Below are 23,937 nucleotides of genomic sequence, written 5' to 3'. Positions count from 1 at the left end.
GTATTTTTTATATGGACAAATAATGAGAGTCAAGCTAATGCTAACGAATGGCATTTGAAGATTTGAAATACGCCCAGCGTAAACGGCTGGAGTATCTGGACCGACTGTTCTTTTGGAACGGGGCTGCGACGCGCGCATCGCTTATTCAGCAGTTTGGGATTTCCAATGCACAGGCTGCATTGGATTTTCGCTCTTATCTAAAAGAAGTCGATGATGACGCTCTCATCTACGATGCAACCTCACGCCAATATCTTGCTCAAAAGGGCTTTCAGCGGTTGACAGGACCCGCTGCAACGTCCGAGCTCTTAGAGCTCTTTGATGGCGATACACAATCTGTTTATGATGAGCTCCCTGACCTTCAGCGCACTCAAAACGTACATGCTTTCTTGCCGCTTTATCGAGCCATTCGAGGAGGTCAGTCGGTCGAAATAGTCTATCAATCGATGCGCGATCCTGAACCAGAAACCCGCATGATTGCGCCCTTGCGCTTTGTCTCTGATGGTGTCCGATTGCACGTTCGCGCGTATTGTTTTACGCGCAATCAGTTCCGAGATTTCATCCCCTCTCGCATTGATCTTGATTTGTCGTTTCTCAAATCATCAAGAATTGAAGATATTCCTCGCGATGACGAATGGTTTACATGGTCGGTCTTAGAACTACGACCCCATGAACGATTGGCAGCCTCGCAACAAAGGGTTGTTCGAACCGAGTTTGGTTTCACGGAAGACGTCTTGGAAATACGCATTCGCCAGGCCCTCGAATTTTACACCACACGACGCTGGGGACTCGATCAGGAGTTTCCGCGACTTGAATGCCTTTCGATCAAACACATTCCCATGACCAAGGAGGAGATCGATGCAGATTGATATGAAACGTGTTGATCCTGAACTCAATATGGATCGGTTTTACTGTGTGGAACTTGAGAAAGACCTGTTCAACGATCACCGCGTTCACCGCCAATGGGGTCGTAGCGGTTCGTGGGGCAGGCATCGTCGGGATTGTTACGATACTGAATTGGAAGCACGAAAAGCCATCACCAAACTAGTCAATCAGAAACTCGCGCGTGGCTACACGCTCTATCAGCCTGTCAATCACTAAGTTACAGCAACTCGATCAAAATTATGGAGGACTACAATGACCAGGAAACGTAACACAGAGGTGACTGGAAGGCGGGCAGCATCTGCAGCTTCGAAGACGCTGCGCAGCCCTACTGCGAGCAAAGCGGCGAAAAGTGCGGCAGGTTCTGCATTGACACAGGTGAGGAGCAAGAGCGGTGCCAACGAAGTCACGAGCAGGAGAGCCGCTAGCGCTGCGTCAAAAACGCTCCGGAATCCAAATGCGTCTAAGGCGGCAAAGTCTGCTGCGGGATCAGCGCTAACTCAGCGTCCGGGTCGAAAGAAGTAAACCGTGCTTCCCGCTCCAAAGCTGTTGCATGGAATGTGGTCACGCATGGTCACCGCGAAATTTGTTGCGGACAGCACGTGACCAAAGACTAAAGGTTTAAAGAACCGTGGCTACAATTCTTGAAAATGCGACAAGTTCGATAGCGCTTGGCATTGAGGACATCCAAACGGATGACCCCAAACGGGCATTGAGCGCGATCCGAAATTTTCACGCGGGCGTAGTGTTATTAGGCAAAGCATGCTTGCTGAGCCGAGCGGAATCTGCAGATCCAGCTATCGTGCTCGCCGCACGGCACAAACTCGTCCCAGATGGCCATGGGAATGTGCAAATTAGGGCCAGAGGGCATGCTACAATCGATGTTGGAGACCTTGAACAGCGGTTTGCAGATTTCGACCTTAACTGGGTCAAGGGGGACGCCAAGACCGCCTTCACTTTGTTGCGTAGAATGCGAAATGCAGTGGAGCACTTCTCCCATCCTCACTCCCAAAAGGATATCAAGAAGACTGTTGGAGCATGTTATCCGATCGTCGCCGAATTCTTTGATCTACTTGGCGAGAACCCAGCTGATCACTTGGGGGCATCATGGACATTCATGGCCGAGCAAGAACAGCTTTACGTGAAACTCGTCGAGGAATGCTTGGCCTCATTATCGGAACTGCCTTGGGCCAATCACTTCACCACAGATGAGCCTGCAGCATGCACCACTTGCGGCCTCAGCCTTTTGAAACAATCAGATTCGGAAAACTCTGATCCGCAAATGATCGACGCCCTTTGCCACGGCTGCGGTGCTGCATATGGAACTGAAGACTTTGTCGAGCTTCTGGTGCAACACTCCTTCTATGCCGACGCGTATCTGACAATGACGCAAGGTGGAGAACCTGCTTGGATCGAATGTCCAAAATGTGAACGGGAGGCTTTCGTTCTTGCGATAGAGGAGCCGACTTGTTTTCTCTGCGGTTACGACCCAAAGGAAGAATGCCGTACATGTGGGCAACTTCTGACGCCAGGAGTTGAGTCCGATATTGGTGGTGATCTCTGTCAAAGCTGTTGGGAAGAAACATTCATACATCAGTGAAACCAAATCTAACCGGCAAGTGTGCGCTAATTGCGTTTGAACCGGAAAGCAGGATTGTCCCGCATTATAGACAGATGCCCTCTATGCGCCATGCTGGTCGCCGGTGTTCAGGCCGTTGCCTTTGTCAGGCCATGATTTGAACCAACGTGCTTGCGCGAAGGTATTGATCGTCACTCCCGCATCATCTTTTCTGCCATGTGAGCGCAATAGCTACAAAGACCTTCGTGATCATAGCTGTACTCGTTCACGTCAATGTCTGCGGAACACCGGTAACAGGTCCCAGCGATGCTTTCACCACACACGAAGCAGATACTGTCTTCGCCGGTTTCAACATATGCGGTGGCAGTGCAATGCGGACAGTCTGCAATGGCAGGGGACAGGCCCTCTTTTGCCATCAGATATGCGGAGATTTCGTAGCTGGCTTTGACAACCAACTCCATCATTTTCTCAAAGCCAATTTCTTCGCCACATTGAAAGCATTTTCCGTTTATCGCTTCATGGTTCGTGTTTTCTGGATCAGCCTGGCCAATCAACGATGATTGACAGTTTGGGCAATTCATCCTGTCAAGGTGCTCAACATCTGCAGGCCATCCGACGGGCTCCAAACTTGCCAAGCAAGCGACCTGCACTTTTTCGAAAGCCGCCCTTTCCGCAAGGATTGTTTCCCAGACATCTTGCAGGTATTCCTGCGGGTCTTCATCAAGAATCTTGAAGAAATCGACTACCATTGGAAATGACGATGCGATTGCTTCGCTCAAGGCGCTTGCAGGTTCCTTCAGATGATGATGTTCCAGATCATTCCGGAACCTTTGAAGGTTAGTAATATTTGCATCGGGCCAGGCCAGCCCGAAGTCCTTGAAGCGGGTCTTGAGTTGAGCAAGATCAACAGTTGTGTATCCCATGACGACGTGATCAACTCCGCCATCACCGTCTGGGACAGGCTTGAATTTTGCCCCAATGACATCCATCGCATCAGCTTCCGGGACCGCGTTGACCAAGCATTCCTTGGCAAGCAGAAGAAGGCCCGCGTAGTAGTTGCGCGCGGCACTCAGCATCCGGTCGTCGTCACCGGTCTGGAAATCCTCAATACCAAGTTTGATTGAGGTGATTGCGTTCTCGAATATCTCAGACATTTTCCAACCAGGTCCTCTAGCGCGGATCGAACGAAATAGACTATCGCGCGTATGCTCTGCAAGTTGAAATTAGATGCCTAGTTTGAATTTAAGCCGTGCGCGAAATCTACCCAGTCGATCCACCGCTATCCAAATCTGAGGCCAAACAGGCCACCCGTTTCTTCTTCGTCTGTAAGGCGGGTCGGATTGACGTACTGGTGCACATCAAAACCGTCTTGAAACCCGTCCACGGGCAGCGCATCTGAGTTCATGGTCACGATATATTGGAAGCCGACTCTTTCGGCATGATTAGCTCCAAGCTGCAGAGCCTTGGCGACCTGTCTTTCATCAACGCCATCGAAAAGATGACTGTCATGGATGAGGAAGCCTGGCCCAATTCCACGTTTCGCCGTCAGTTCGGCCAACATCAGATCGAAACAGAAGATCTGCATGCTGTTGATGCCTTTGCTCCGCTGTGCATCGATTGCCACCTCGAACGTGGGACCATTGGGTGTCGCAGCAATTGTCAGATGCCCGGCCTGCTCGTAGAGCGAGGTGGACAGTTCTTCGAAAATCACGATGGCATCATTCGTGATATCATTGCGCTCATGAAGGTCGGCTTGAAGCGCTTGCTGCAAACGGGCTCGCTCGATGTCGAGCTGGACTTTCGTGCTCTCAATCCGCTCGGCAATCTCCAACTGCTGACGCAATGCTTCTACTTTCGCTTCGGTGCGCCCGGCCTCTTCCTGAAGGCGTGAGTAGTGTTCCAGCGCGCCCCCCGATTGAAGAATGCCCATGAGCTGGCCCCGGCGTCGATCCAACTCTAGTCGCTGCGCTTCCCGTTCTGCAATGCGTGCTTCTGCAGCAGTGATCTCCGCCGAAAGATGAGTCTGGCGGTTTCGAATGATGGCCTCATGAAACTCCGACACCTCTTCGAATCTGCGCCCTACCGCCTCCGGAAGAACGACACCAGCTTCGTGGTATAGCCTTTCGACGTTGGTGATCGCAGGTGGTTCTTCGCTCTCCAAGGCTGTTCTCAGCTGCAGCACAAGTTCTCGATCAATCAGGTTGTCGTCGTTGATGGAGGAAATAGAGCGCGTAATCTCTGAAGCTTCCTGCTCCATCGATGCATATTCCGGAACGACGTTGAACTCAGCGAGTTGCTTCTGAAGTTGACGGGCCTTGGTTTCTGCGATCGCCAACCGCGTTCGAAAGTCGGCAGAGTTTCCATAAAACTCACCCAAGTCGCCTTTCTTCGCCGCTTTCCGCAGCTCCGCCATTGCACTCTCTTGCGCACGCGTTTCCTGAAACTGCTGTGCAATGCTGGCATCCAACCCGAGAAGGTAAGATATTGCGACCTGCTGGTCCCAATTCTGCTGTGGTCCGGATTGCTGCGTTGGCTGAACGAACCCTCCACTTCCTTGTCGCCGCGCAAAATAGGAAAAGAGTGAACGGAAAGTCGGTCCGAACCGACTTATTGCCTCCGGGTCCGTTGGCAGATCGAATAGCAAAGCGCCCAGATCGGCTCGCCAGTTGGTGTTCGACAGCACGAGGTCGCCGGTCTTGTTGTCCAGTTCGGGTTTGATCGGCCAATGCTCCGTCTCGCCCTGAAGTCTGATGCGTGCAGGCTTCGTGCCAGACCGCGCGGCAGAAATCGTATGCCCACTGATATCGGTCTGCATTTCGAAGGTGTGCGGTTTCAGTTCATCGGAGCGAAAGATGCTGTCAGGCTTGGCGTTGCCGCCATAGATAAAGTGGACCAGTTCGACAAAACTGGTCTTCCCTGCCCCGTTTCGCGTCTGCCGATCCGTTGATTGCGCCGTCTTCTCAGCCAAGAGAATGTTTAGACCCGGACCGAAGGTCAGGCTTTTGAAACTCTCCAGATCACTTGTGAGGTTGTGGATCATGGCGCGCCCTTACGAAGTAGGCCATTTTCAAAACTGACCGCCTTTGTGATAAACAGGAGATCAAGGGCGAGAATGAACCAATCGTAGTTTATGGGCGCCACCCCTGCTGCTTCGCCACGCTGCTCTCGCACTTCGTCCCATACCCGTGACACTGTCATCGGTCGCTTCAGGCACGCGAGTATATCGGCACCCACGGTCAGGAGCGCGCGTTCGGGACGGATATGTTTGGTCGGAAGGATCATGTGTCGGCCTCCGCTTCCACATAATCCTCAAAAATGTCGCAGCGCTCGAAGAAATACGACATGACGGCCAGAACAGCGGCTTGATGCTGCGGTGTTCCGCTCATTCCCCCCGCGAAGTGCTGAAGCTCCATGAAAATATGATCTGCCGAGTGGCCTTGCTGCTTCAGCTCGTGGTAGCGATCACGGAAGCCCTGAGCGATCTCCTCACCAAAGTCGGGATTCGGAAACTGGTTGAAGAAATCCTCGACCAGTCGCTCTCTGCGACGCCCTTGACGCAAAAGTTCTGCTGCATCGTCGGACAGGTCGTTCGCCTTCAGTTTTGATGCAGAAGGTGCCGCCAGGGACGGATTCTCATCTGGATCAATCCGCTGGATTAGCATGACGACAGGACGCAGAGCCTCGAAATCGAGTTGTGCAAGCGTGCGCTGCGTAGGAGCCGGACCGAACAAGTCTTCGAGGTGTGGAGCTGCCAGCGACATCGTAACATCGAAAATCTCTGGGTAGCTCATCTGGCCGAGCGACACGCTCTGATTGGCCTGACCAAGATCGATTAACTGCTGAATCACATCGGCAGGAAGGCCATCGTCGTCGTTGTGTACAAAGGACCAGCGCTCCATGCGCGGCCCCCAATGCGCGACCGCACCATTGAAATCTTCGTCGACCTTCGCCTGAAGCTTATCAAGCTTGGTTGTTTTCGGCGCATAGCACTGAAAAACGGTCTTGTCGCTTCCTCGGTAACCGTCACACTTCAGATCGCCCTTATTCCCATATGGCCGCACAGCCTGGAAATCGCCGGCGAAGGCGTGACCCATAATCCGAGAAAACAGATCCTCGAACGCCTTCCCTTGGCTTTCAAGGAAGGCGATGCGGAATTTGAGCTGGAAAAGATGTTTCTGAAGCGCGTCCATTACCGGGTTGCCCCGATGGCGCGCTGGATGGTGCTGCGGTTTACCCCAAGTATCTCTGCCATGCCCGAAACTGTCTCTCGCCTTGCCGATATCGCCGCCTTCGCGTGCTGGATTTGTGCGGGTGTCAGCGCAGGAGGTCGGCCAAGTCGTTTGCCGCGCTTCTTCGCAGCGGCAAGCCCAGCCTTGGTGCGTTCCTGGATCAAGTCGCGCTCAAACTCTGCCAAGGCTCCCATAATGTGAAACACTAGTCGCCCACCTGCGGTCGTCGTGTCGATCCCGTCCGTCAGGCTACGGAATTCTATGCCGCGATCCCCGAAAAGCTTCAGAAGGTGTATGAGATCAGCAATGGACCGCCCCACCCTGTCCAACTTCCAGACCACCAGAAGATCACCGTCGTCTAGAAGCTCCATTGCTTCTGAAAAACCCGCGCGCGTTTCAGCCGCTTTCATGCCACTTTGCGCTTGGTCGGTGATGATCCGGTCGCACCCGGCTTCGGTCAGCGCCTCGATCTGTAGATCAAGGTTCTGTTCCTCCGTGGACACTCGTGCGTAGCCAATTTTCATGGATCCCTTTTGCACGAGGTTTTTGCGGCAGTCCAGCGCAATCGGAATCAATGACTTAGCGGCGACATGAAAACTGCCGCAAAAAGGGTCGTTTCTGCCACCCCGCCCTACTCTACACCAAATCAAACACATAACCCGGTCAAAAACCCCCGGCGAAATGCCAGTGGTTTTGGCAGATTTTTGCCCTTGCCGGTTCAGGGTGTGGCAAGGTCGGCAATGCTGATATTCCCGACCTTCTCTTTAAGATTTCCAATCTCCGCTTTGGCTGGAATTCAGCGTCGGGTACTCATTTTACGATACCTCTATACCACTAAGACAGGTACGTGGTTCGGCTGTCCGAGAGCATATCCAAGGCCGTTTGTGAAACCGTCCGACCTGCTGAAACCTCCGCGTCCAGCTTCATTTCAAGATCGCGGATATGGTTCAGATTCTCGATAACGTCATCGATTTGGTCAAATGGGACAACAACCACACCATCCTGGTCGGCAATGATCATGTCGCCGCTGCTGACATTTTGCCCTGCGATTTGAATGGATACACCAACCCGACCTGGCCCGGATGTGTAAGGAGACGCGGGATTGAGGCCGGTACACCAAACTGGAAGCCCCACGCCCACAATGCCGACATAGTCGCGGACCGGTCCGTCGGTGACAAAAGCGGCTCCGCCTGCATTCTTGAGCATTCCGATCACGCGATCCCCCGCAGCGGAACACCCCTGATGGCCATCAACCGCTGCAACCAGTATATCTCCCGGCTTTACGAAGTTCAGGGCTGCAATGGTCGCCAGAATATCTGCGGGACCATTGGCCGCTGTTATAGCAGGACCGGCGGCAATACACTTTATGTCCCGCCCCTCACCAATGGGACGGATCGAAGAGGAAAACGCCCCGCCGCCGCCAAGTGCATCGGCCACAAAGCCGGTCGGTATGCCTTGGAAGGCTGCGATTTGATCCTCAGTCGGTCGTGAAAAATTTTTCCTGACAGTCAATGGCGTTGGTTCTTCTATCATAGGCTCTCTCTTCCGGCTCTTCAATTTTACAGTGAGTTCGGCTGCTCGAATCCTGGGATGCAAGCTCCGGGCTATTCGTTTCGTGCAGGCAGATAACCTGAGGGATGCGGAGCATTCGTCAGTTTGTCTTTCGGTAAGAACACCGCGGCTATAAATATACCCGAAGCCGCTGCTGCGAGGCCAAAAAGCTGAACGTCAAAGCCGATCCCTTTGGCATGAAACATAGCAATGAATGGTACAGCGGTGGCACCAACTCCAAGAGACATGACATATTCCACGGAAACAGCACGAGATCGAATGCCCGGTTCGAGATAGTGTCCGAGCAACCAGGTTGTGATTGGGATTTCAGCAAATATGAACGTGACCAAAGCAAGTGAGAGTGCAAGAGCAATTATGCCCGTCGCCTGCGTCAACAAGAGCAAACATAACACCTGACAGCTTAGCAACGTCAGTAGAATTGGTCGGGCTCCAATCCGGTCAAGCAATTCTCCCACAGGTAATTGTGCAAAGGCAGCGATGGCGAAGACCAGTCCTGCCGATGCCCCCACCCATGTGAGATCACCCCCGACGCCTACAAGCCGTTCATCGAAGAACTTTGGCAACGAGATCGTAACCGCATTAAAGATTAACCCTCCTAAAAGTGCAGACACACAAACAACTGCAAAGACACGCATTTGCGTCTTGCGATTGCTACTGTGAGGCGTTCCGGTTCGGGCCTCTTCATTTTGCCGAGATGCGTATCCCTGTTTTCTGCTCCTAATCAATAACACCACCCCAATTGCAACCGAGATGCCACCCGGAACAAAGAACGCCGCCTCCCATCCCACATGTTTAGAGAGAATGGCGGTCAGAACGGCGGCCCCCGCTAACCCCATGTTGCCGAAGACGCCATTTATGGCCAACGCACGTCCTGAACGCAGTCCGACTTGGGTGATATGGGCGAGACCGACCGGATGGTAAATTGCCGCAAATAGGCCCAGGAAGCCAAGACCAACTGTCATAGCCAGAGTGCTCTCAGACATCGCCACCCATATGCTTGATGCGCCACAGCCTAGGAAAAAGACTGCGATCAATGTCAATCGATCCAGCCTGTCACCGAGCCAACCGGCTGGAAGCGTGCCTAAAGCAAACATGATGTAAACGGGCGACCCGAGCAAAAGCACATTGGCGTAGCTCATGTCCCATGCGGGGGCTATGGCGAGTGCGGCAGTCGGAAAAATAAGCAGGAAGAAATGGTCAAAGAAATGAGCCAGATTGATGAATTGGAGGGTTTCGTTGCGGGACACGATTGAGCTTCCTTAACTGACTTATCCTTTGATTATGTGTCGGTAACGACTTACTGTCTGTCAATATAATGACAAATAATACGCCTGAAATGCCAAATTTGAGCCAACCCGAGGTAAACGGGTTCGCTTCGACATATCCGTCCGACACCCGGATTGAATGGCATTCGCACGAAGCGCATCAACTCATACACGCCATCTCAGGAGCAATGCGGATCTCGGCGCGAAACAGGCTTTGGGTGCTTCCTGTGAGCAGAGCCCTATGGATACCTGCAGGGATCGAACACGCCATTGAGTGCGGAGGTGCAGTCGCTATGCGGACAGCCTATCTAAGCACTGCTTATCTCTCCCTCCCCACCGATCTACGTGTAATTTCCGTTTCGCCTCTCGCTAGAGAGGTATTGGTGCGCTTGGCCGAGGATAAAGATGGCACGCTGCAACAAACCTTGGGCGATGTGCTTGTCCACGAAATCAAACAGAGCAACATCGAGGCGTTTTCCCTGCCCCTGCCAGCAAACAAACACATTGCTCTCCTTGCAGAAGACCTGCGTGCAAACCCCGCATCCAAGAAGACAATGACTGAATGGGCTAATGAGTTAGGGCTTTCCGAGAGAAACCTGATACGCCGCGTTCGCGGGGAAACGGGTATGACCTTTCGAGAATTTAGGCGGCAGACCCGAATTATCGTAGCAATTGAGAGATTAATCGACGGTCAACCGGTTACGAGTGTTGCGCTTGATGTAGGTTTTGAAACCCCGAGTGCGTTTATCAACGCCTTCCGGTTGGTCACGGGCAAAACGCCGCGCCAGTTTACCAACAGTAGTTGATTACATCTCTCGTTGAATCCTCTGCGCGGAACACAAACGGCTATTCAGCTAGAAAACCGCTTAAAGGGGAATTTAGCACTCAACCACGCTTGACCCCAAAAGGAACGAACGGCATGCGCTGTCTGTGAGTTACCAAAGAGACCAGTTCATCGACAACATTCAGGAAATGAGGTGCTTTATTATGCGCCTCCCACCCCGCTTCATCGACATAAAGTTCATAGATGAAGAAAGACAACGGGTCAGTTGGCGAGCGGTATGGCACAAAGAACTTCACGCCCTTTTCGGCCATAGTCGGGGCAATCAGCCCTTGCAGGATTTCAGCCACTGCATCGCCCTTGCCTTCCTTGGCTACAATGTTGATGGCGACTGCAAAGCCCTCATTCAGGTTTTTTGCAGCAGGATCGGTAAAGCTCATGATCGCTTAACTCCGGCTGGTCAGCAGATGCAAACCGGCAAAGGCGAAAAAGGTACCCAGAACGCCTTGAATGACCCTGCGCGCTGAGCCGTAGATGCGCACCATGGCCGGGGTGGAAAACGCCACGGCGTAAAGAACGTGGATCACAATCGACATGATAAATGTCCCGATAACGATGGCAGCGCCAACCCACAGGGGCGCACCTTCCTGCAAGCCTAGCGAGATAATGGCGACCCACGCCAAAGCGGCCTTCGGGTTTGTCATCTGGATAATGTAGCCCCGCTGAAAATACCCGAAGGGTGTTCGCCGACCTCCAGCCAGCTCTTTAGCTTCGATGTCATGTGTTGAAGCCGCTGACTTGAAAGATTTATACGCCAGCCAGAGCAGGTACAGACCGCCAAAAATCTTGATCAGCAGGAGGGCAGATGCATAGGTTGCAAGAATGGCTGACAAGCCGAACACAGTCAGAAGCGCCCACGTGAACGATCCGCTCGCAACGCCCAGAGCCAACGAAATGCCTGATTGGCGGCTTACGCTCATGGACGTGCCGATCACCGCAAGAATGTTGGGTCCAGGGCTGGCTATGGCCAAAAGGAAGGCGGAATAGGCCAGAATAATACCGGGGAGATAGGTGCTGAAATCCTGCATGGGTTACCTCAAATCAATTTATAATGTTCATATTATGTTCTCAATCGATGTGTCATGCAACAATGTTTTGCTTGTGATCTCAATTCGACGGAATGGAGCGATAGCCTTTCACGATCATACCAAAACCAACCCCGAACAGGCCAAGCCCGCTCAGCGCTTCAATATTCAGCCATCGGGATGTTGCCTTGCGCACGGCGTGCATCGCCAGCAGCGCGTAGCCAAGAATGGAAATAGCATCCAAGAACAGGAAAATGGTGCCGTAAATCAGACTTTGAAGCAGGATGTTGTGCTCTGGTGAAATAAAGCTGGGGAATAGCGCCACGAAGAATACTATTGCTTTGGGATTTGTTACGCAGGCAAAGAAACCAGCCCAGAAGGTGACGCGGTGATTGGTGGCGACAGGCGCTTTGGCTGGATGCCGGGATGATCGGAAAGACTGGATGCTCATATAGATGATGAACACGCCTCCCACGATTTGCAGAAACGGCAGAACCGTCTCAGAAATCGCGATCAGCGTTGCCAGGCCCCAGACCGCGATGCAGATATGGACAACTGTACCCAAGGCATCGCCTGCCACAGTGATTGCAGCAGCCTTTGCGCCGTGACGAACCGCCTGAGCGGATGCAAAGGCCACGGACGGTCCCGGCACGGCGACGAACAGCAATGTCGTGGTCACGAAAGCTAAGAAAAGAAGCGTGTCCATATGAATTCCTCTCGTGGGTTCAATCAATTAGTGGAATTGAAATGAAGCCCGAGCCTATGTCGCATCGCACCCTGTCGCAAGACAGGTCTTTACAGCTTGGTCTTCCATGATACGCTGACCCTGCCCATCCATGTGCGGCTAGGGTTCCGCTGATTTTTCAGGACTGGACCGAGCGCCGTTATGAGCCCGTGTACGGGCGGACACCTTAAAGACGAGAAAGCTAGGGGGGATGGACGGGCGTGCTTACGCACGTCTGCTTGAAACTCGTCTTTGAGGTAAAAACATGTCCATCCTTGGCTTCGCGCTCGTCCTGACAGCCGCAATCTGTCACGCAACCTGGAATTTCTTCGTTAAACGCATCAACGCCGGACCTGAGCTGGTCTGGCTCTTCTCGGCCCTGTCGGTGGTGATCTATCTGCCGTTGGCGATCTGGATTGGATCGGGCATCCCGCTGTTCGATGTCACACAGATGGCTTTCATAGCAGGTAGTGCTGCGCTGCATCTTGGATATTTCCTTTTGTTGCAGATCGGGTACCGCAAGGGTGATCTTTCGCTGGTCTATCCTACAGCACGGGCAACCGGGCCCTTGCTGTCCACCTGTTTTGCTGTGTTGTTTCTGGGAGAACGGATTACCTCGCAGATCGCCATCGGTGGCGCGATTATCATCTTCGGGGTTTTGATGCTGACGGGCGGGTTTCGCCGATCTGGCGGCAGCGCCCTGCTATCGCTTGGTTTTGGCCTGACGGCAGGTCTGTTTATCGGGAGCTATACGGCATGGGATGCCCACTCGGTTTCGGCGCTGATGATACCGCCGCTGCTACTGGATTATGCGTCCAGCGTGGGTAGAACCGTGCTGCTGGCTCCGCTGGCAGTACGCCGTCACGCGCTGGTTCAAAACATATGGCAGCAACATAAATTCGGCGTACTTGCCATCGCAGTGTTCAACCCATTGGCCTACATTCTGGTTCTCATTGCGCTGACCTTCACGCCGGTTGTCTTTGTCGCTCCGATCCGTGAACTCAGCGTTCTCCTGACGGTGCTGATGGGCAGCCTATTGCTTGGAGAGGGGCAATTGAAACATCGTTTGTTCTGGGCAAGCGTCATTCTGGCTGGCGTTGTGGTTCTGGCGTTGGCGGCGTGAGGGGATAGAATGATCGTATGCTTTGGAAAGCGCACGAGGTATCCGGCAACCAAGGAAGGATGCCAGATCAACCCCGCTTATCTCGGCCGCTAGAAACCGACCCAAACCAGGCCGCCATATACGGCAACACCGACGCACATAGTCAGGATTACGTGGTTGGACAGGTATGCGACAACCAGTGCTATCCCGGCGGCGATCCATGTTTCGACAGATTGACCGGCCAGCGAAGATGCAACCAGGGAGACGACGATAAGACCGGGCAAATCATCCAGCACCCATGAATACTGGGACGACTTGATCGCATCACCGGCAAAGAGACCCAGCACCCTGATCGAGAGTGCAGCGACGGCAAGAACAACGATCAACATCCAGAATGGAAATGTCATGCCACGCGCTCTTTTTTGGTCCTGTGGAAATGTGAAATCACGAGGCCGCAGACGGCACCGGCGACGATTGCGTAAGCCTTTGGAGCGCCTACTGTAACGGCGCATACCGTGATTGCGAAACTCATGGCCCAGGGAAGAAGGTTTGGTGCGCCGCGCCACAACCCACGCGCCATCGCGATGAAAGCGGCGGTGAAGGCGAACCCCAGTCCGAACTGTTCGAGGTTTGGAAGCGTTGCCCCGGCAACCGCCCCCAGTGTTGTCGAGATTGTCCAGACCGTGATCATCACAAGCCCGGAGCCAATCAAAAAGCTTGCTCTGATTGCGGGGTTTTTCGCCCGCTCCGTCATTGTTAAGGCCCAGTTTTCATCGCCTGTGATGTGGATTGCGAGGAGCTTCATCCGAAGTGAAAGGCCGCTCAGAACATCGGAGAGTGATGCGACAATGCCGATGTAGCGCAGGTTCAATGCCGCCCCCGCGAGAGCGGCACCGACCACGGCAGACGTTCCCGCAAACTGCTCTACGGCGACGATTTGGGATGATCCCGCATGAACAACCCCGCTCATAAGGGCAACGCCCCACCATGGAAATCCGACCTGAGCCGCCAGCAGACCGAATGCGAAGCCATAGAGGGCTGCTCCGGCAGCGAGGGGAAGGATTGCAACAGCGCCATGTTTCATAAACAGCCAATTTAGGACCGTTCGGTGATAGATTAAACTATCAAAATCGGCTTTATGTGATAGCATCACCTCAAAAGTTATGGGCTTTGGGAGTGACACGATCATGGATCAATCGGATCATAAACTGTTAAACATACTGCAAGGAAACGCGCGGACGTCCATACAGGATCTGGCGGACCATATCGGGGCGTCCACGGCATCGGTTCAAAGGCGATTGAAAGCCTTGCGCGACGGCGGTGTGATCAAGAAAGAGGTGGCTGTTCTTGATCAGCAAAAACTCGGGTTTGGAATAACAGCAGTGGTTTCTGTTGAGCTTGAGCGTGACCGCTTGGACCAGATCGACGCGTTCAAGCGGAAAGCGCGAGAGGACCGGCAGGTGATGAATTTCTACTGCATCGCCGGGGACGCCGATTTCGTTATGATTGTCGTGGCTAAAGATATCAGAGATTACGAAGCATTCACGCATCGCTTCTTTTTCGCTGACAAGAACGTGCGGAAATTCCGCACATCGATTGTCGTCTCCACCGAGAAAGCAACGTTGGAACTTCCCCTATGACGGCCAGATAGTCGCGAGTAGTTGTAGCGGATTGCACTTATGCGGCGCTCGAATTGCAAACTGCCCGAATTTCCGCTCGAATTATTTGCGTCTATCCGGGGTGCTAAACTAACATTATTTGCGAACGTAATCAGATTATCTGCGACGGGATTGCAATCATCCGCACCGGATCACATTACGTGCGAACGGTAGGACAGTTGAACAGCACGGCCTGTGCAGACTGGAGGAATGCAAGCGCAGAAACCGCCGTTCGCTGCACGGCTCATGAACTAGAAAGACGCGGGACTAAATACCAATTCGCTTCGGCTGCGCGAGTGGCCGCTCTGATTAAGTCGGTTGATATGCCTTGCGCTCAGAATCGGAGCAATTTCAATCAAGCGGGGGTGGCCGCATACGCACCGGGCTCGATTTGATGACCGCCGTCTGGGTGGATGCATGTGTCGAGAAATCTTCCAGCAGTGCGTCCAGTTCGGAGATGTTTTTGAGGAGCATTCGGGCAACGAACGCATCTTCGCCTGTGACCTTGTCACATTGCACGATGCGGGTTGATGTAATGATCTTTTCAGCGAGCAGATGAACTTTTCCTGGAAAGGGCTTGAAGCGCACAATCGCTTCGAGGGTGTAGCCAAGTGCCTTAGGAGAAAGCTCAACACCAAAACCCGTGATGACACCCATGTCTTCGAGCCGCCTGATACGGTCTCGGACGGTTGGGGCGGACACCTCAGTCAGCGATGCAAGTTCGCGCCAGCTAAGTCTGGCGTTGCGGCTCAATTCCTGAAGGAGAGAGCGGTCTAGTGGATCAAGGGCATCTTCCATAATGAAAGTATCTCACCAATTGAGTTCTGATATGATCAGACTATTCTAACCTTGCTTCCGATATGTAAAGGATTTCGACCATATGACAGTCTAAACTCCAGTTTGACGCGTCCATCTTGACGTGCCTTAAACGGAGTTTGAGATATGGCGTGGGCAATATGGCTCTCATACGCGACAATATCAGCCGCCAACATCGTGACGCCGGGGCCCGCAAACCTCAACACCCTCAGGCGGGCCTTACAGTTTGGGTTTGCGCCAGTTCTGCCAACGATATTTGGCAACGCATTGGGTCTCGCCATTGGGGGCATCTTGTGCGCGGGCGGTGTGGCTGCGTTTGTTGTAACATCAGAGGCGCTCTGGATGACGTTCCGCTGGCTTGGGGTTATGTATCTGGGCGGACTAGGTCTGAAGCTGATACTCAAGCGTGAGTCTATCGTTCTGGGAGCGGGTACGATCCAGCACATCTCGCCACAGACTTTGTTTCGTGAGGCTTTCTTGCTTGCTGTGACGAACCCCAAAGCATTGTTGTTCTATCTCGCACTGTTCCCACAGGCGCTGGACCCGTCTCGGTCGCTTTGGCCTCAATCGATATTGCTGGTTTTAACCTACTGCTCGCTCTCCATTCTGTCACTCAGCTCCTATGCGCTTTTAGCCGAAAAGGTCCGCGAGCGGTTTCTCACTCAGGCGCGCTACGATGTTTTTCGCGTCTGTTCGGGACTCGCGCTGCTAGGGTTCGCTCTAATGCTGGCCGTGCAAGCAAGTTGATAGAAGCCACAGATAAAAACTTTTTGTTTTCACTTAGGCCAATCTGGGGCCCATGTCTTTCGGGGGTCAAGGCCGTCGGGCTTTCGCTGCGGTTGTTCCAGTGGCTGGTTTCGTGAAGGGCTTGTCACTCTACGATTACGACTTGCCCCGTCAAAGCACCCTCGACGCACTTCGTATACGCCAACCCAACATGATGCGACAACACAGGTTTATGCCCTTGAAACCACGCACCATAGCGCGGGGCGGACACGTCCAGCATTCCGGGGCTGACGACGTTGACCCGCTGGCTACGCGGCATCTCTATTGCTGCACTTTTGACAAACCCTGCCAGCGCCCCATTCGCGGTCGCGGCATTTGCGCCCATTCGGATCGGGTCGCGATCAAGGACACCACTGGTCAGGGTGAACGAACCTCCATCCGCAATAACGTCTAACCCAGCGAGAACCAAGTTCACTTGGCCCATGACCTTTTGCCGAAGACCGACCATGAAAGCTTCCTGATCCAACTCGGCCAAGGGTGCGAATGTCGCATCCCCCGCACAGGACACAACGGCATCGAAATCGCCAACCGCAGCATAGAGTGATTTCACCGCGTTCAGATCGCCGACATCGACCTGGTAGTCCCCGCCGGAGCGGCCAACGGTGATGATTTCGTGTCTTTGCTCAAGCTCCTTACAGGCGGCTTGCCCGATATCGCCAGTCGCACCAACTAAGATTATCCGCATGCCTGATCCTTTATTATCTCATCGTATCGCTGCAATTTCTGTTTCAGTATTGCGCGGCACTGATCCAATTCTGCTTGCCGGTCGCCAAGGCTTTGCCTGTGCGCCAATAGCGCCGCCTTGCGCTCTGGGATTGTTTTATCGCCCGAGGCATAGAGCTCAGCAAACGCGCGCATTTCCTCCATGGGCATCCCTGTTGCGCGCAGGGATGCCAGCAACGCCAACCAATCAGCATCCGTTTTAGAAAATACGCGATTGCCGTCAGGGCCGCGTTCGATGAACGGACACAGCCTAAACTTCTCATAGAAACGTATTGTGGAAATGCTGAGCCCGGTGCGTTCAGCAACTTCTGATATTTTCATGTGACCCGCTTTCTGTTCACCCTCATACGGACCTAAAGCAACTTTAGATCAAGCAGGTTTGTCAGACATGATCGCAGAGGGAAAATTCATACGTCGCCGCTTAAACGAACGCGATTCCCCTGCACGAGATCGCGCAGGAATTCCGCGACGGCGTGGACACGGCGGGAGTGTACAAGATCGGAGTGGGTGACAAGCCAGATCGTCTGATCGACACCAAGGTCTGCGTCGAGGCAAACAAGACCGCGTGGTCGAGCGAGGAAATATGGCAGGATAGCCAGACCGAGGCCGCTTTCACATGCCCTAAGCTGTGTCGCCAGCGAGGTCGTTACCAAAGCAGGCGGGCGGCCCTTCAATATCCGTTCAACCCATTGGGCCGCTGGCAGGTTCGCGTAAGCCTCTGACCAACCGATGAAATCGTCTGTGTCAAATGCACCATCATCCGATGCTGTGCCGCGTGCTGACACATATTCAGCCGTGCCATACAGACCAAAGCCCAGACTCCCCAGCCGTTGCAGCGATACGTTCCCGCGATCAGGCTTTACCATTCTGAGGGCGATATCCGCATCGCGCCGATGCAGGTTTACTGTCGCTATGTCCGTCACGATCTCCAGAGATAACTGCGGGAATTCCGCCCTCAGCCGCCCCAGTTCCGGTATGATCAACCCAGTCGCTAAGTTCTCCGCTGTGGCCAGCCGCACGGTGCCCGCGACGGGCGCGTCGTGGTGCAGTCCAGAAGCCAGCGACAGGGCTGCAGCCTCCATTTCTTCGGCCCGTTCGATCAACGCGGCGCCATCGTCCGTTAGTCGGTAGCCGGACTGGTGTCGCGTAAACACGGGCTGGCCAATCGCCATTTCCAGTCTTTCGACCCGGCGCGAAACTGTGGCGATTCCGACGCCCATCTGTGCTGCCGCGCCGGACAGCGTGCCTGCACGCGCCACAGCTAAGAAAGCGCGAATGTCATCCCAGATCAGATCATTGTTGGAGTGCTTTCCGATTTTGGAAATCATGTTTTCAGTTTCGCGGATGTTTATCGTTTTCTGAAAATGCCATCTCTCCGGTTAACAAACAAGGAGAACAGCATGAGACAACGAACACTGGCGCAAGGTTTCGACGTATCGGCCATCGGCCTTGGCTGCATGGGGATGAGTGAGTTTTACGGCCCGCGCGATGATGAGATGTCAATGCGGGTGTTGCATGAAGCCGTTGATCTCGGGATCGACTTTTTCGACACCGCTGACATGTACGGCCCGCATCACAACGAAGAGCTGCTTGGGGCGTTCCTGGCTAAATCGAAAGCCCGTCCGAAGATCGCAACCAAGTTCGGCATCGTTCGCAAGCCCGGTGAATACCGTCGCAGTCTCGACAACAGTCCCGAATATGCAAGAGCTTCCTGTGAAGCATCGTTGGCGCGACTCGGGGTCGAGCGGATCGACCTCTACTACGTTCATCGGATCAATCGTGAGCAGGACATCGAAGACACGATGGGCGGCCTTTCGCGTCTGGTCGAGGAAGGTAAAATCGACCGGATCGGTCTGTGCGAGATCAGCGCGGACACATTGCGTCGAGCACACGCCGTGCATCCGGTTACTGCCGTGCAAACCGAATATTCTCTTTGGTCGCGTGAAGTTGAAAACGAGGTGCTTCCCACTTGTCGCGAGCTGGGGGTCGGCTTTGTGCCGTATTCGCCGCTTGGTCGTGGTTTCTTGACCGGGCGCTTCCAGGATGACAGCGAGTTTGAGAGCGGAGATTTTCGTGCATCTCTGCCGCGTTTCCAGGCGGATGCTGTCACCTCCAACAGACGTATTGCCAATCTGGTGCGTGCAATTGCAACACGCAAGGAATGTACGCCTGCGCAATTGGCGCTCGCATGGCTGCTGGCGCAAGGTGACGACATTGTTCCAATCCCCGGCACGAAGAAGATCATATATTTGCGGGAAAACACCGCTGCCGCAGATGTCGGTTTAAATGATGAGGATCTGCAGGAGCTGGAAGACGGCCTCGCCGCACTTCCGATTTCCGGCGCACGCTACACCGAAGAAGGAATGAAGGGGGTTAACGCGTGAATGTAAGAACACTTTGCTGAGTCACCACACACCGAACGAGACCCCAATAGCGAAACCTGATCCCAACCTAAAAGAGGCGATACATGCAGGATGCATACGAACGCGGTAAAGCGTTAGCAGAAAAACACAATCCGGGTTTGGAAGAGGCCCTTGAAGCGCGCTATGGCTCTCTTTTGCCGGGGATGCCCCAAGACCTGATCAGTTTCGTCTACGGTCAACACTACGGCCGCCCGGGGTTGGCTCTACGGGACCGAAGTCTTGCAACGATTGCGGCGTTGACCACTCTGGGCGGGCAAACCGCGCCTCAGCTACGCATTCACATCGCAGGTGGTTTGAAAGTCGGTCTCACCAAAATCGAGATAGCCGAGGCGATATGGCAAATGTCGCTATATGGTGGGTTTCCTGCGGCTATCAACGCGTTGAACGTAGCCCTGGATGTATTCAACGAAGAAAGTGAGAGCGCAGAATAGATCTCTGCCAATATCTGCCGATACTGGTGAAAGTTCCCTTGCATTATCTGGGGGCATTCCCTTTTGATCCGTGATGGGCGCTCAGGTGCTAGAGGACGTTACTGAGTGCGGTGCCCGCAATGTCATGGATCGCGGCGACAGCCTCACGCGCCCTTCCTTGCTGCGTGTCGATGAAAACTGTAACAACGAACGGAGTACCATCCGGCGACCACAACACCGCAATATCATTCGCCACGCCATTTGGAGAGGTGCCTGGCTTGTTGCCAACGGCCCAATCTCCGGGCACGGCGGCTCTTATCCTGTTCTGACCATTTTGCTCGTTTCGCATCCATTGGATCAGCAATGCGCGGGAATGATCCGATAGTAAATTGGTGGGCATCGTCAATTCGCTAAGAGTCCGGGCCATCGCCTGCGGGCTTGTCGTATCCCGCTCATCCCCCGCAATGTTGGAGTTTAGCGCCATTTCCGTGCGGTCCAGACGGCTGGTTGTGTCTCCAATATCCCGGAAAAACTGCGTTATGGCCGAAGGGCCACCAATATGCTTCAGTAGAAGGTTGGCAGCGGTGTTGTCGCTATATTCGACAATGGCCTGACACAGATCGCTGATGCTCATGCTTCCAGCGGAGAGGTTTCCCCTGGTGACGGACGACGTTGGCAGTATGTCTGACCCTTGGAACGCAAGCCGCTCATCGAGGTCAAGCTGTCCTCGATCTGACCGGTGCAGGCAAAGTGCCGCCAATGACGCCTTGAATGTCGAGCACATGGCAAACCGTTCATCAGGCCGGTGTTGGAAAACTTGTCCGGTACTAAGGTTCTCGGCATGGACCCCTATTCTTGCGGATAGCCTTTGTTCGGCGCTTTCCAATCGGGCAGTTGCATCCGCATTGGCTGCACGGTTGAACAAGCCAGCCGCAATGCTTCCGAAAATCAGTTCTCTACGCTTCATGGGGGCCTCTGTTATTGTTCGTTGGAAAAATCTGTCGTGTGAGCTAGGGGTGCAGTCTTTCAAGGTCGGGATCATTCATGATCGCCTGCGTCGTCAAAACCGCAGTGTCCCTGATGAGTTCCCAGCACGCCTGCTCTGTTGCGATATACTGGCAATAAGGGTTTTCCTGCCAATCTCTCAGGAATGCATGCCGAAGATCAGGCCTGTCCTGGGACAGCTCTGACAATCTAATAGGCTGACCTAGCTGAACTCCGGCACCCAAAGCAGCCAGGAACACAAGCTCGGCGCTGTAATATGCATCACCACCGGGAAATCTATATCGGTCCGCAGGTTTTCCATATGCAACGAGAAGCGCATTGTATGAAATCGGGCTGTCGCTTTGCCCCCAATCACCTGCCTCACGGATGCGATAGGCCGCGTAGTCACTTTCATCCAAACCAGCAACGAATTCATCAAGCATAATCTCAGTTACACCGATGTCTGGGTCGACATAGACAACGCGAGGTCCGCCACTGCTTGCCCGAACGATAGCGGCAGAGCCAAACTGTGCCCCCGCATAAGTGGCGATCAGATCATCAAACGGATCAATCCCGGATCGAAAGATGAGATCCCCTGCACGCCAGTCCCAAACTGCCTCATCATATTCTCCGGCATGCACAGGTGGTGTAATCGTCCAGCAGGCCAAGCAAGCTACGACCGATGCGAAACGCAAATCGATATTCCGAGCGTTTTTTGACAAGCACGCAAATGGATTCATGATCTCACTACCTCCTGACCTCACTGTTTTGCTTTATTGGTAATCTGTGGTCGGTTAGCCTGCACCAGAAACCTGCACAGTGTTTTGATCTCACGCGATTTTCCGCCGAGGTCGTACGAAAACGGCCAACTGTTCCAAGGCTGCAAATTGATGGGGCTTTCCAGATATGTTCAAGAGGCCTGTGTTTGCAAAAGTGGCAAAAATTCAGAATAACCTAAGAACATGCAAGAGTAATGGCCGTTCGCTAAGAGCCGACCTTCATGCCCCGCGCAGCATCAGCCAAAGTGGGCTCGAAAGGTGACTTCGCCGAGCTTTGTTTGACCGGTAGTTTCACGGAAAACTATCCATTCGCGGCACCTTTGGGGAACCGGCATTGGCCTCAAGCTCTCGAATGCGCAGACCAGCCTTCTGGCAATAACCTGAAGCAGAGAACCACCAGAGCGGCAATTAGCTTTACCGTTCTCTGCCGGAGGATTGTGGGCTGTTTTCCCGCGATCTACTGAAGTTCCGGGTGGTGTCCTGGATTTGTGGCGGCGTCCGCACTTTCGCGCTCTCAATGATCTGAGCTACATCTCTAGCAGTCAGCGACTTCGCGCGTTTCTGTTGCTCAGTCGTTACGTTCGGTAGGCGCTGCACATCGTATTGGCGCCCGGCGCGCAGGCCATCTGCCAGTTCTCGAGAGGCGTGATCGCGGAATGTGGTTCGATCCTTCTCTGAGATCCCAGCGGCACGCAGTTCCGCATCGAGATGCGCCAATACGCTTGCCGCACCACGCAAAGCTGGGTCCTGAGCCGCCTCCTTTTGAATCAACCGTTCAGCAAGTGGATCTGGATCTTGCTCCTGTTTTGGAGGAGCTGTGGAACCGTTATCACCTACTGGCGGAGAGGCAGTTTCAGCGGCAGCTTTCGTGGGATTAGAAGTGGTCTCGATAACTGCTACATCCCGCTTTTGCACCGGCTCCACACCTGGTTTGACCTGCTCGGGTGCTCGCTCGATTTCCCGTGCACCCCATTCCCGTCGGAAGGTTTGTTTCTCGCGTTCTTCGCCGGTCTTTGGATCTCGTTCCTTCACAGTTACGGCTTTGCGACCATTGTCATAGATCGTTGCGTGATCACCGACACTGAGGTCGTGTTTGTCGATCATATCCGGCAAACCAACCCCCCAGAGTTTGTGAGGCCGACCATCCGCCAGTTCCAATGAAACAAAGGGGGTTGGTGTGGCACCCTCGCGGTCCCTGTATGGTGCATCGCCAATGCCGGTGATTTTGCCTTTAAGACCCTGCTGATAGTCAATCATGGGAACAACATTGGAGTTCTCGGCACCGTGCCTCTGAGCACCAGGCCTGACACCGGTATTCGGTTCGCCTGTAGCATGACGCTCGCGATCCGTGCGTTCAATACTGCGCTCGCCAATCAGTTCCGCGCGACGATCCGCTTCGGCACGATCCTTGTCATTGGGCCGGTATCCCTGCACGCGGATGCCTTGGGCGGTCCCTTCGATCCACATCTCGCGGCGGAACTCTTCTGGTCCGGTGACTTTCATAGAGGACCAACTGCGGTGGGCGGCGAGCTCGATCATATCCATCGCCGTGCCGCGATCCGCGTTCTTGGTACGCAGGCTGTCACCCCGATCCGAAATCGCGGGGCGTGTATCGTCATAGGAGCGGAACAACTCCTGTCGGTCCTGCTCCTTCGTCAGGATGAAGCGCTCCTGAAAGCTGGCTGGGAGCGCGAAGCGTTCATCAGGTGACTTCCCAGGCTGGGGCGTATCCGGTTCGGCGACGCTGTCCGGGGTCGGGTCTGCATTGGGCGCCGTCTCTGATTGTGTTTTCTTACCAGATGCATTGATCTCCTTTTCCGGGTCACCTTCTTGCTTCTCGGTCTCTCGGGCATGATATGCCACCCAGAACGCCTCATCCCGATCGCCCTGTAGTGTTTCCAACCGGGGCGCGGATTTGTGGACTTCCTCGCCAATCGTGACTGTGCGGGCCAAGGTGCGTGCGCCGTTTTCCGAGCTCTCAATTACGCGCGGGTGCAGTGTCGCATCTGCATCCGCAAAGGCTCGGGCAGCCTCTTCCATCGTCGCAAAGCTTTCCACCCGCTCGGAATGGGCCTCTGACAACGTGTAGATGTGCGGATTTGTTGATGTCGTCGGATCAGGATCGGCCATATCTCATTCTCA

The 23,937-nt window shown here is 53.9% G+C and carries 28 protein-coding genes; 9 read left to right on the top strand and 19 right to left on the bottom strand.

Going from position 1 to position 23,937, the window contains the following annotated elements; translation table 11 throughout:
* Positions 1–47: 47 nt before the first annotated feature.
* From D9K61_RS07155 to D9K61_RS07140, 3 genes are all read left to right on the top strand, one after another.
* Positions 48–866, top strand: a complete 819-nt coding sequence (locus tag D9K61_RS07155; RefSeq protein ID WP_120632573.1) for a WYL domain-containing protein — start codon at positions 48–50, stop codon at positions 864–866.
* Positions 856–1,098: a WGR domain-containing protein gene (locus D9K61_RS07150; RefSeq protein ID WP_120632572.1), complete on the top strand. Its 243-nt coding sequence runs from the start codon at positions 856–858 to the stop codon at positions 1,096–1,098. Before D9K61_RS07155 ends, D9K61_RS07150 begins: the two co-directional genes overlap by 11 nt.
* Before the next feature lie 412 nt (positions 1,099–1,510).
* Positions 1,511–2,479 (top strand): hypothetical protein, encoded by a 969-nt coding sequence (locus D9K61_RS07140; protein ID WP_120632570.1) that lies wholly within the window; start codon positions 1,511–1,513, stop codon positions 2,477–2,479.
* A gap of 170 nt (positions 2,480–2,649) precedes the next feature.
* Here the strand turns inward: D9K61_RS07140 and D9K61_RS07135 are convergent, their stop codons facing one another.
* The 7 genes from D9K61_RS07135 to D9K61_RS07105 form a co-directional block, all read right to left on the bottom strand.
* On the bottom strand, positions 2,650–3,612 hold the full coding sequence (locus tag D9K61_RS07135; RefSeq protein ID WP_120632569.1) for a hypothetical protein: 963 nt from the start codon (positions 3,610–3,612) through the stop codon (positions 2,650–2,652).
* Positions 3,613–3,737: 125 nt separating this feature from the next.
* On the bottom strand, positions 3,738–5,498 hold the full coding sequence (locus D9K61_RS07130) for an ABC-three component system protein (protein ID WP_120632568.1): 1,761 nt from the start codon (positions 5,496–5,498) through the stop codon (positions 3,738–3,740).
* On the bottom strand, positions 5,495–5,740 hold the full coding sequence (locus D9K61_RS07125) for an ABC-three component system middle component 6 (RefSeq protein ID WP_120632567.1): 246 nt from the start codon (positions 5,738–5,740) through the stop codon (positions 5,495–5,497). Before D9K61_RS07125 ends, D9K61_RS07130 begins: the two co-directional genes overlap by 4 nt.
* Positions 5,737–6,648, bottom strand: a complete 912-nt coding sequence (locus D9K61_RS07120; RefSeq protein ID WP_120632566.1) for an ABC-three component system protein — start codon at positions 6,646–6,648, stop codon at positions 5,737–5,739. Before D9K61_RS07120 ends, D9K61_RS07125 begins: the two co-directional genes overlap by 4 nt.
* Entirely contained in the window at positions 6,648–7,211 is a 564-nt protein-coding gene (locus D9K61_RS07115; RefSeq protein WP_120632642.1) for a recombinase family protein, read from the bottom strand. Before D9K61_RS07115 ends, D9K61_RS07120 begins: the two co-directional genes overlap by 1 nt.
* 310 nt (positions 7,212–7,521) lie before the next feature.
* Positions 7,522–8,220, bottom strand: a complete 699-nt coding sequence (locus D9K61_RS07110; protein WP_120632565.1) for an RraA family protein — start codon at positions 8,218–8,220, stop codon at positions 7,522–7,524.
* A gap of 71 nt (positions 8,221–8,291) precedes the next feature.
* The gene (locus D9K61_RS07105; protein WP_162946789.1) at positions 8,292–9,506 is read right to left on the bottom strand and encodes an MFS transporter; all 1,215 of its coding nucleotides are present in this window, start codon (positions 9,504–9,506) and stop codon (positions 8,292–8,294) included.
* 68 nt (positions 9,507–9,574) lie between these two features.
* On the opposite strand from D9K61_RS07105, the gene D9K61_RS07100 reads away from it, so the two are divergent.
* Entirely contained in the window at positions 9,575–10,330 is a 756-nt protein-coding gene (locus D9K61_RS07100) for a helix-turn-helix domain-containing protein (protein WP_120632563.1), read from the top strand.
* Positions 10,331–10,409: 79 nt separating this feature from the next.
* On the opposite strand, the gene D9K61_RS07095 is transcribed toward D9K61_RS07100, so the two are convergent.
* The 3 genes from D9K61_RS07095 to D9K61_RS07085 form a co-directional block, all read right to left on the bottom strand.
* The gene (locus tag D9K61_RS07095) at positions 10,410–10,745 is read right to left on the bottom strand and encodes a putative quinol monooxygenase (protein ID WP_120632562.1); all 336 of its coding nucleotides are present in this window, start codon (positions 10,743–10,745) and stop codon (positions 10,410–10,412) included.
* A gap of 6 nt (positions 10,746–10,751) precedes the next feature.
* Positions 10,752–11,393: a LysE family translocator gene (locus D9K61_RS07090; RefSeq protein ID WP_120632561.1), complete on the bottom strand. Its 642-nt coding sequence runs from the start codon at positions 11,391–11,393 to the stop codon at positions 10,752–10,754.
* A gap of 79 nt (positions 11,394–11,472) precedes the next feature.
* Positions 11,473–12,096: a LysE family translocator gene (locus tag D9K61_RS07085; RefSeq protein ID WP_120632560.1), complete on the bottom strand. Its 624-nt coding sequence runs from the start codon at positions 12,094–12,096 to the stop codon at positions 11,473–11,475.
* A gap of 283 nt (positions 12,097–12,379) precedes the next feature.
* Between D9K61_RS07085 and D9K61_RS07080 the strand changes: the two genes are divergently transcribed.
* Entirely contained in the window at positions 12,380–13,237 is an 858-nt protein-coding gene (locus tag D9K61_RS07080; RefSeq protein WP_120632559.1) for a DMT family transporter, read from the top strand.
* 89 nt (positions 13,238–13,326) lie between these two features.
* On the opposite strand, the gene D9K61_RS07075 is transcribed toward D9K61_RS07080, so the two are convergent.
* Complete coding sequence (locus tag D9K61_RS07075) at positions 13,327–13,623, bottom strand: AzlD domain-containing protein (RefSeq protein ID WP_120632558.1); 297 nt, start codon at positions 13,621–13,623, stop codon at positions 13,327–13,329.
* Complete coding sequence (locus D9K61_RS07070; RefSeq protein WP_120632641.1) at positions 13,620–14,300, bottom strand: AzlC family ABC transporter permease; 681 nt, start codon at positions 14,298–14,300, stop codon at positions 13,620–13,622. Before D9K61_RS07070 ends, D9K61_RS07075 begins: the two co-directional genes overlap by 4 nt.
* A 103-nt stretch (positions 14,301–14,403) precedes the next feature.
* Between D9K61_RS07070 and D9K61_RS07065 the strand changes: the two genes are divergently transcribed.
* Positions 14,404–14,856: an Lrp/AsnC family transcriptional regulator gene (locus D9K61_RS07065; protein ID WP_120632557.1), complete on the top strand. Its 453-nt coding sequence runs from the start codon at positions 14,404–14,406 to the stop codon at positions 14,854–14,856.
* A 369-nt stretch (positions 14,857–15,225) separates the two neighbouring features.
* Here D9K61_RS07065 and D9K61_RS07060 read toward each other — a convergent pair whose 3' ends face one another.
* Positions 15,226–15,672 carry an Lrp/AsnC family transcriptional regulator gene (locus D9K61_RS07060; protein WP_120632556.1) on the bottom strand — a complete coding sequence of 149 codons (447 nt, stop codon included), beginning with the start codon at positions 15,670–15,672 and terminating at the stop codon, positions 15,226–15,228.
* A gap of 144 nt (positions 15,673–15,816) precedes the next feature.
* On the opposite strand from D9K61_RS07060, the gene D9K61_RS07055 reads away from it, so the two are divergent.
* Positions 15,817–16,437, top strand: a complete 621-nt coding sequence (locus D9K61_RS07055) for a LysE family translocator (protein WP_120632555.1) — start codon at positions 15,817–15,819, stop codon at positions 16,435–16,437.
* 124 nt (positions 16,438–16,561) lie between these two features.
* Here D9K61_RS07055 and D9K61_RS07050 read toward each other — a convergent pair whose 3' ends face one another.
* The 3 genes from D9K61_RS07050 to D9K61_RS07040 all read right to left on the bottom strand — a co-directional run bounded on the left by D9K61_RS07050 (position 16,562) and on the right by D9K61_RS07040 (position 18,527).
* Positions 16,562–17,161 carry a short chain dehydrogenase gene (locus tag D9K61_RS07050; RefSeq protein WP_120632554.1) on the bottom strand — a complete coding sequence of 200 codons (600 nt, stop codon included), beginning with the start codon at positions 17,159–17,161 and terminating at the stop codon, positions 16,562–16,564.
* Positions 17,152–17,520 (bottom strand): MerR family transcriptional regulator, encoded by a 369-nt coding sequence (locus D9K61_RS07045; RefSeq protein WP_120632553.1) that lies wholly within the window; start codon positions 17,518–17,520, stop codon positions 17,152–17,154. The genes D9K61_RS07050 and D9K61_RS07045 overlap by 10 nt, the downstream gene beginning before the upstream one ends.
* Positions 17,521–17,606: 86 nt before the next feature.
* A complete protein-coding gene (locus D9K61_RS07040) occupies positions 17,607–18,527 on the bottom strand; it encodes a LysR family transcriptional regulator (protein WP_120632552.1) in 921 nt (306 codons plus the stop codon).
* 72 nt (positions 18,528–18,599) lie between these two features.
* On the opposite strand from D9K61_RS07040, the gene D9K61_RS07035 reads away from it, so the two are divergent.
* Positions 18,600–19,583 (top strand): aldo/keto reductase, encoded by a 984-nt coding sequence (locus D9K61_RS07035; protein WP_120632640.1) that lies wholly within the window; start codon positions 18,600–18,602, stop codon positions 19,581–19,583.
* A gap of 83 nt (positions 19,584–19,666) precedes the next feature.
* Positions 19,667–20,053, top strand: coding sequence for a carboxymuconolactone decarboxylase family protein (locus D9K61_RS07030; protein WP_120632551.1), 387 nt, complete (start codon positions 19,667–19,669; stop codon positions 20,051–20,053).
* A gap of 88 nt (positions 20,054–20,141) precedes the next feature.
* Here D9K61_RS07030 and bla read toward each other — a convergent pair whose 3' ends face one another.
* The 3 genes from bla to D9K61_RS07015 all read right to left on the bottom strand — a co-directional run bounded on the left by bla (position 20,142) and on the right by D9K61_RS07015 (position 23,925).
* The gene (gene bla, locus D9K61_RS07025) at positions 20,142–20,999 is read right to left on the bottom strand and encodes a class A beta-lactamase (protein ID WP_162946787.1); all 858 of its coding nucleotides are present in this window, start codon (positions 20,997–20,999) and stop codon (positions 20,142–20,144) included.
* Positions 21,000–21,042: 43 nt separating this feature from the next.
* A complete protein-coding gene (locus D9K61_RS07020; RefSeq protein ID WP_162946786.1) occupies positions 21,043–21,756 on the bottom strand; it encodes a peptidoglycan peptidase in 714 nt (237 codons plus the stop codon).
* Between the two features lie 453 nt (positions 21,757–22,209).
* Positions 22,210–23,925 (bottom strand): LPD7 domain-containing protein, encoded by a 1,716-nt coding sequence (locus D9K61_RS07015; protein WP_120632548.1) that lies wholly within the window; start codon positions 23,923–23,925, stop codon positions 22,210–22,212.
* Between the last annotated feature and the right edge of the window lie 12 nt (positions 23,926–23,937).

The sequence above is a fragment of the Ruegeria sp. EL01 genome, assembly GCF_900313035.1.
Taxonomy (GTDB): domain Bacteria; phylum Pseudomonadota; class Alphaproteobacteria; order Rhodobacterales; family Rhodobacteraceae; genus Ruegeria.
This window is presented reverse-complemented; position numbering and strand designations above follow the sequence as displayed.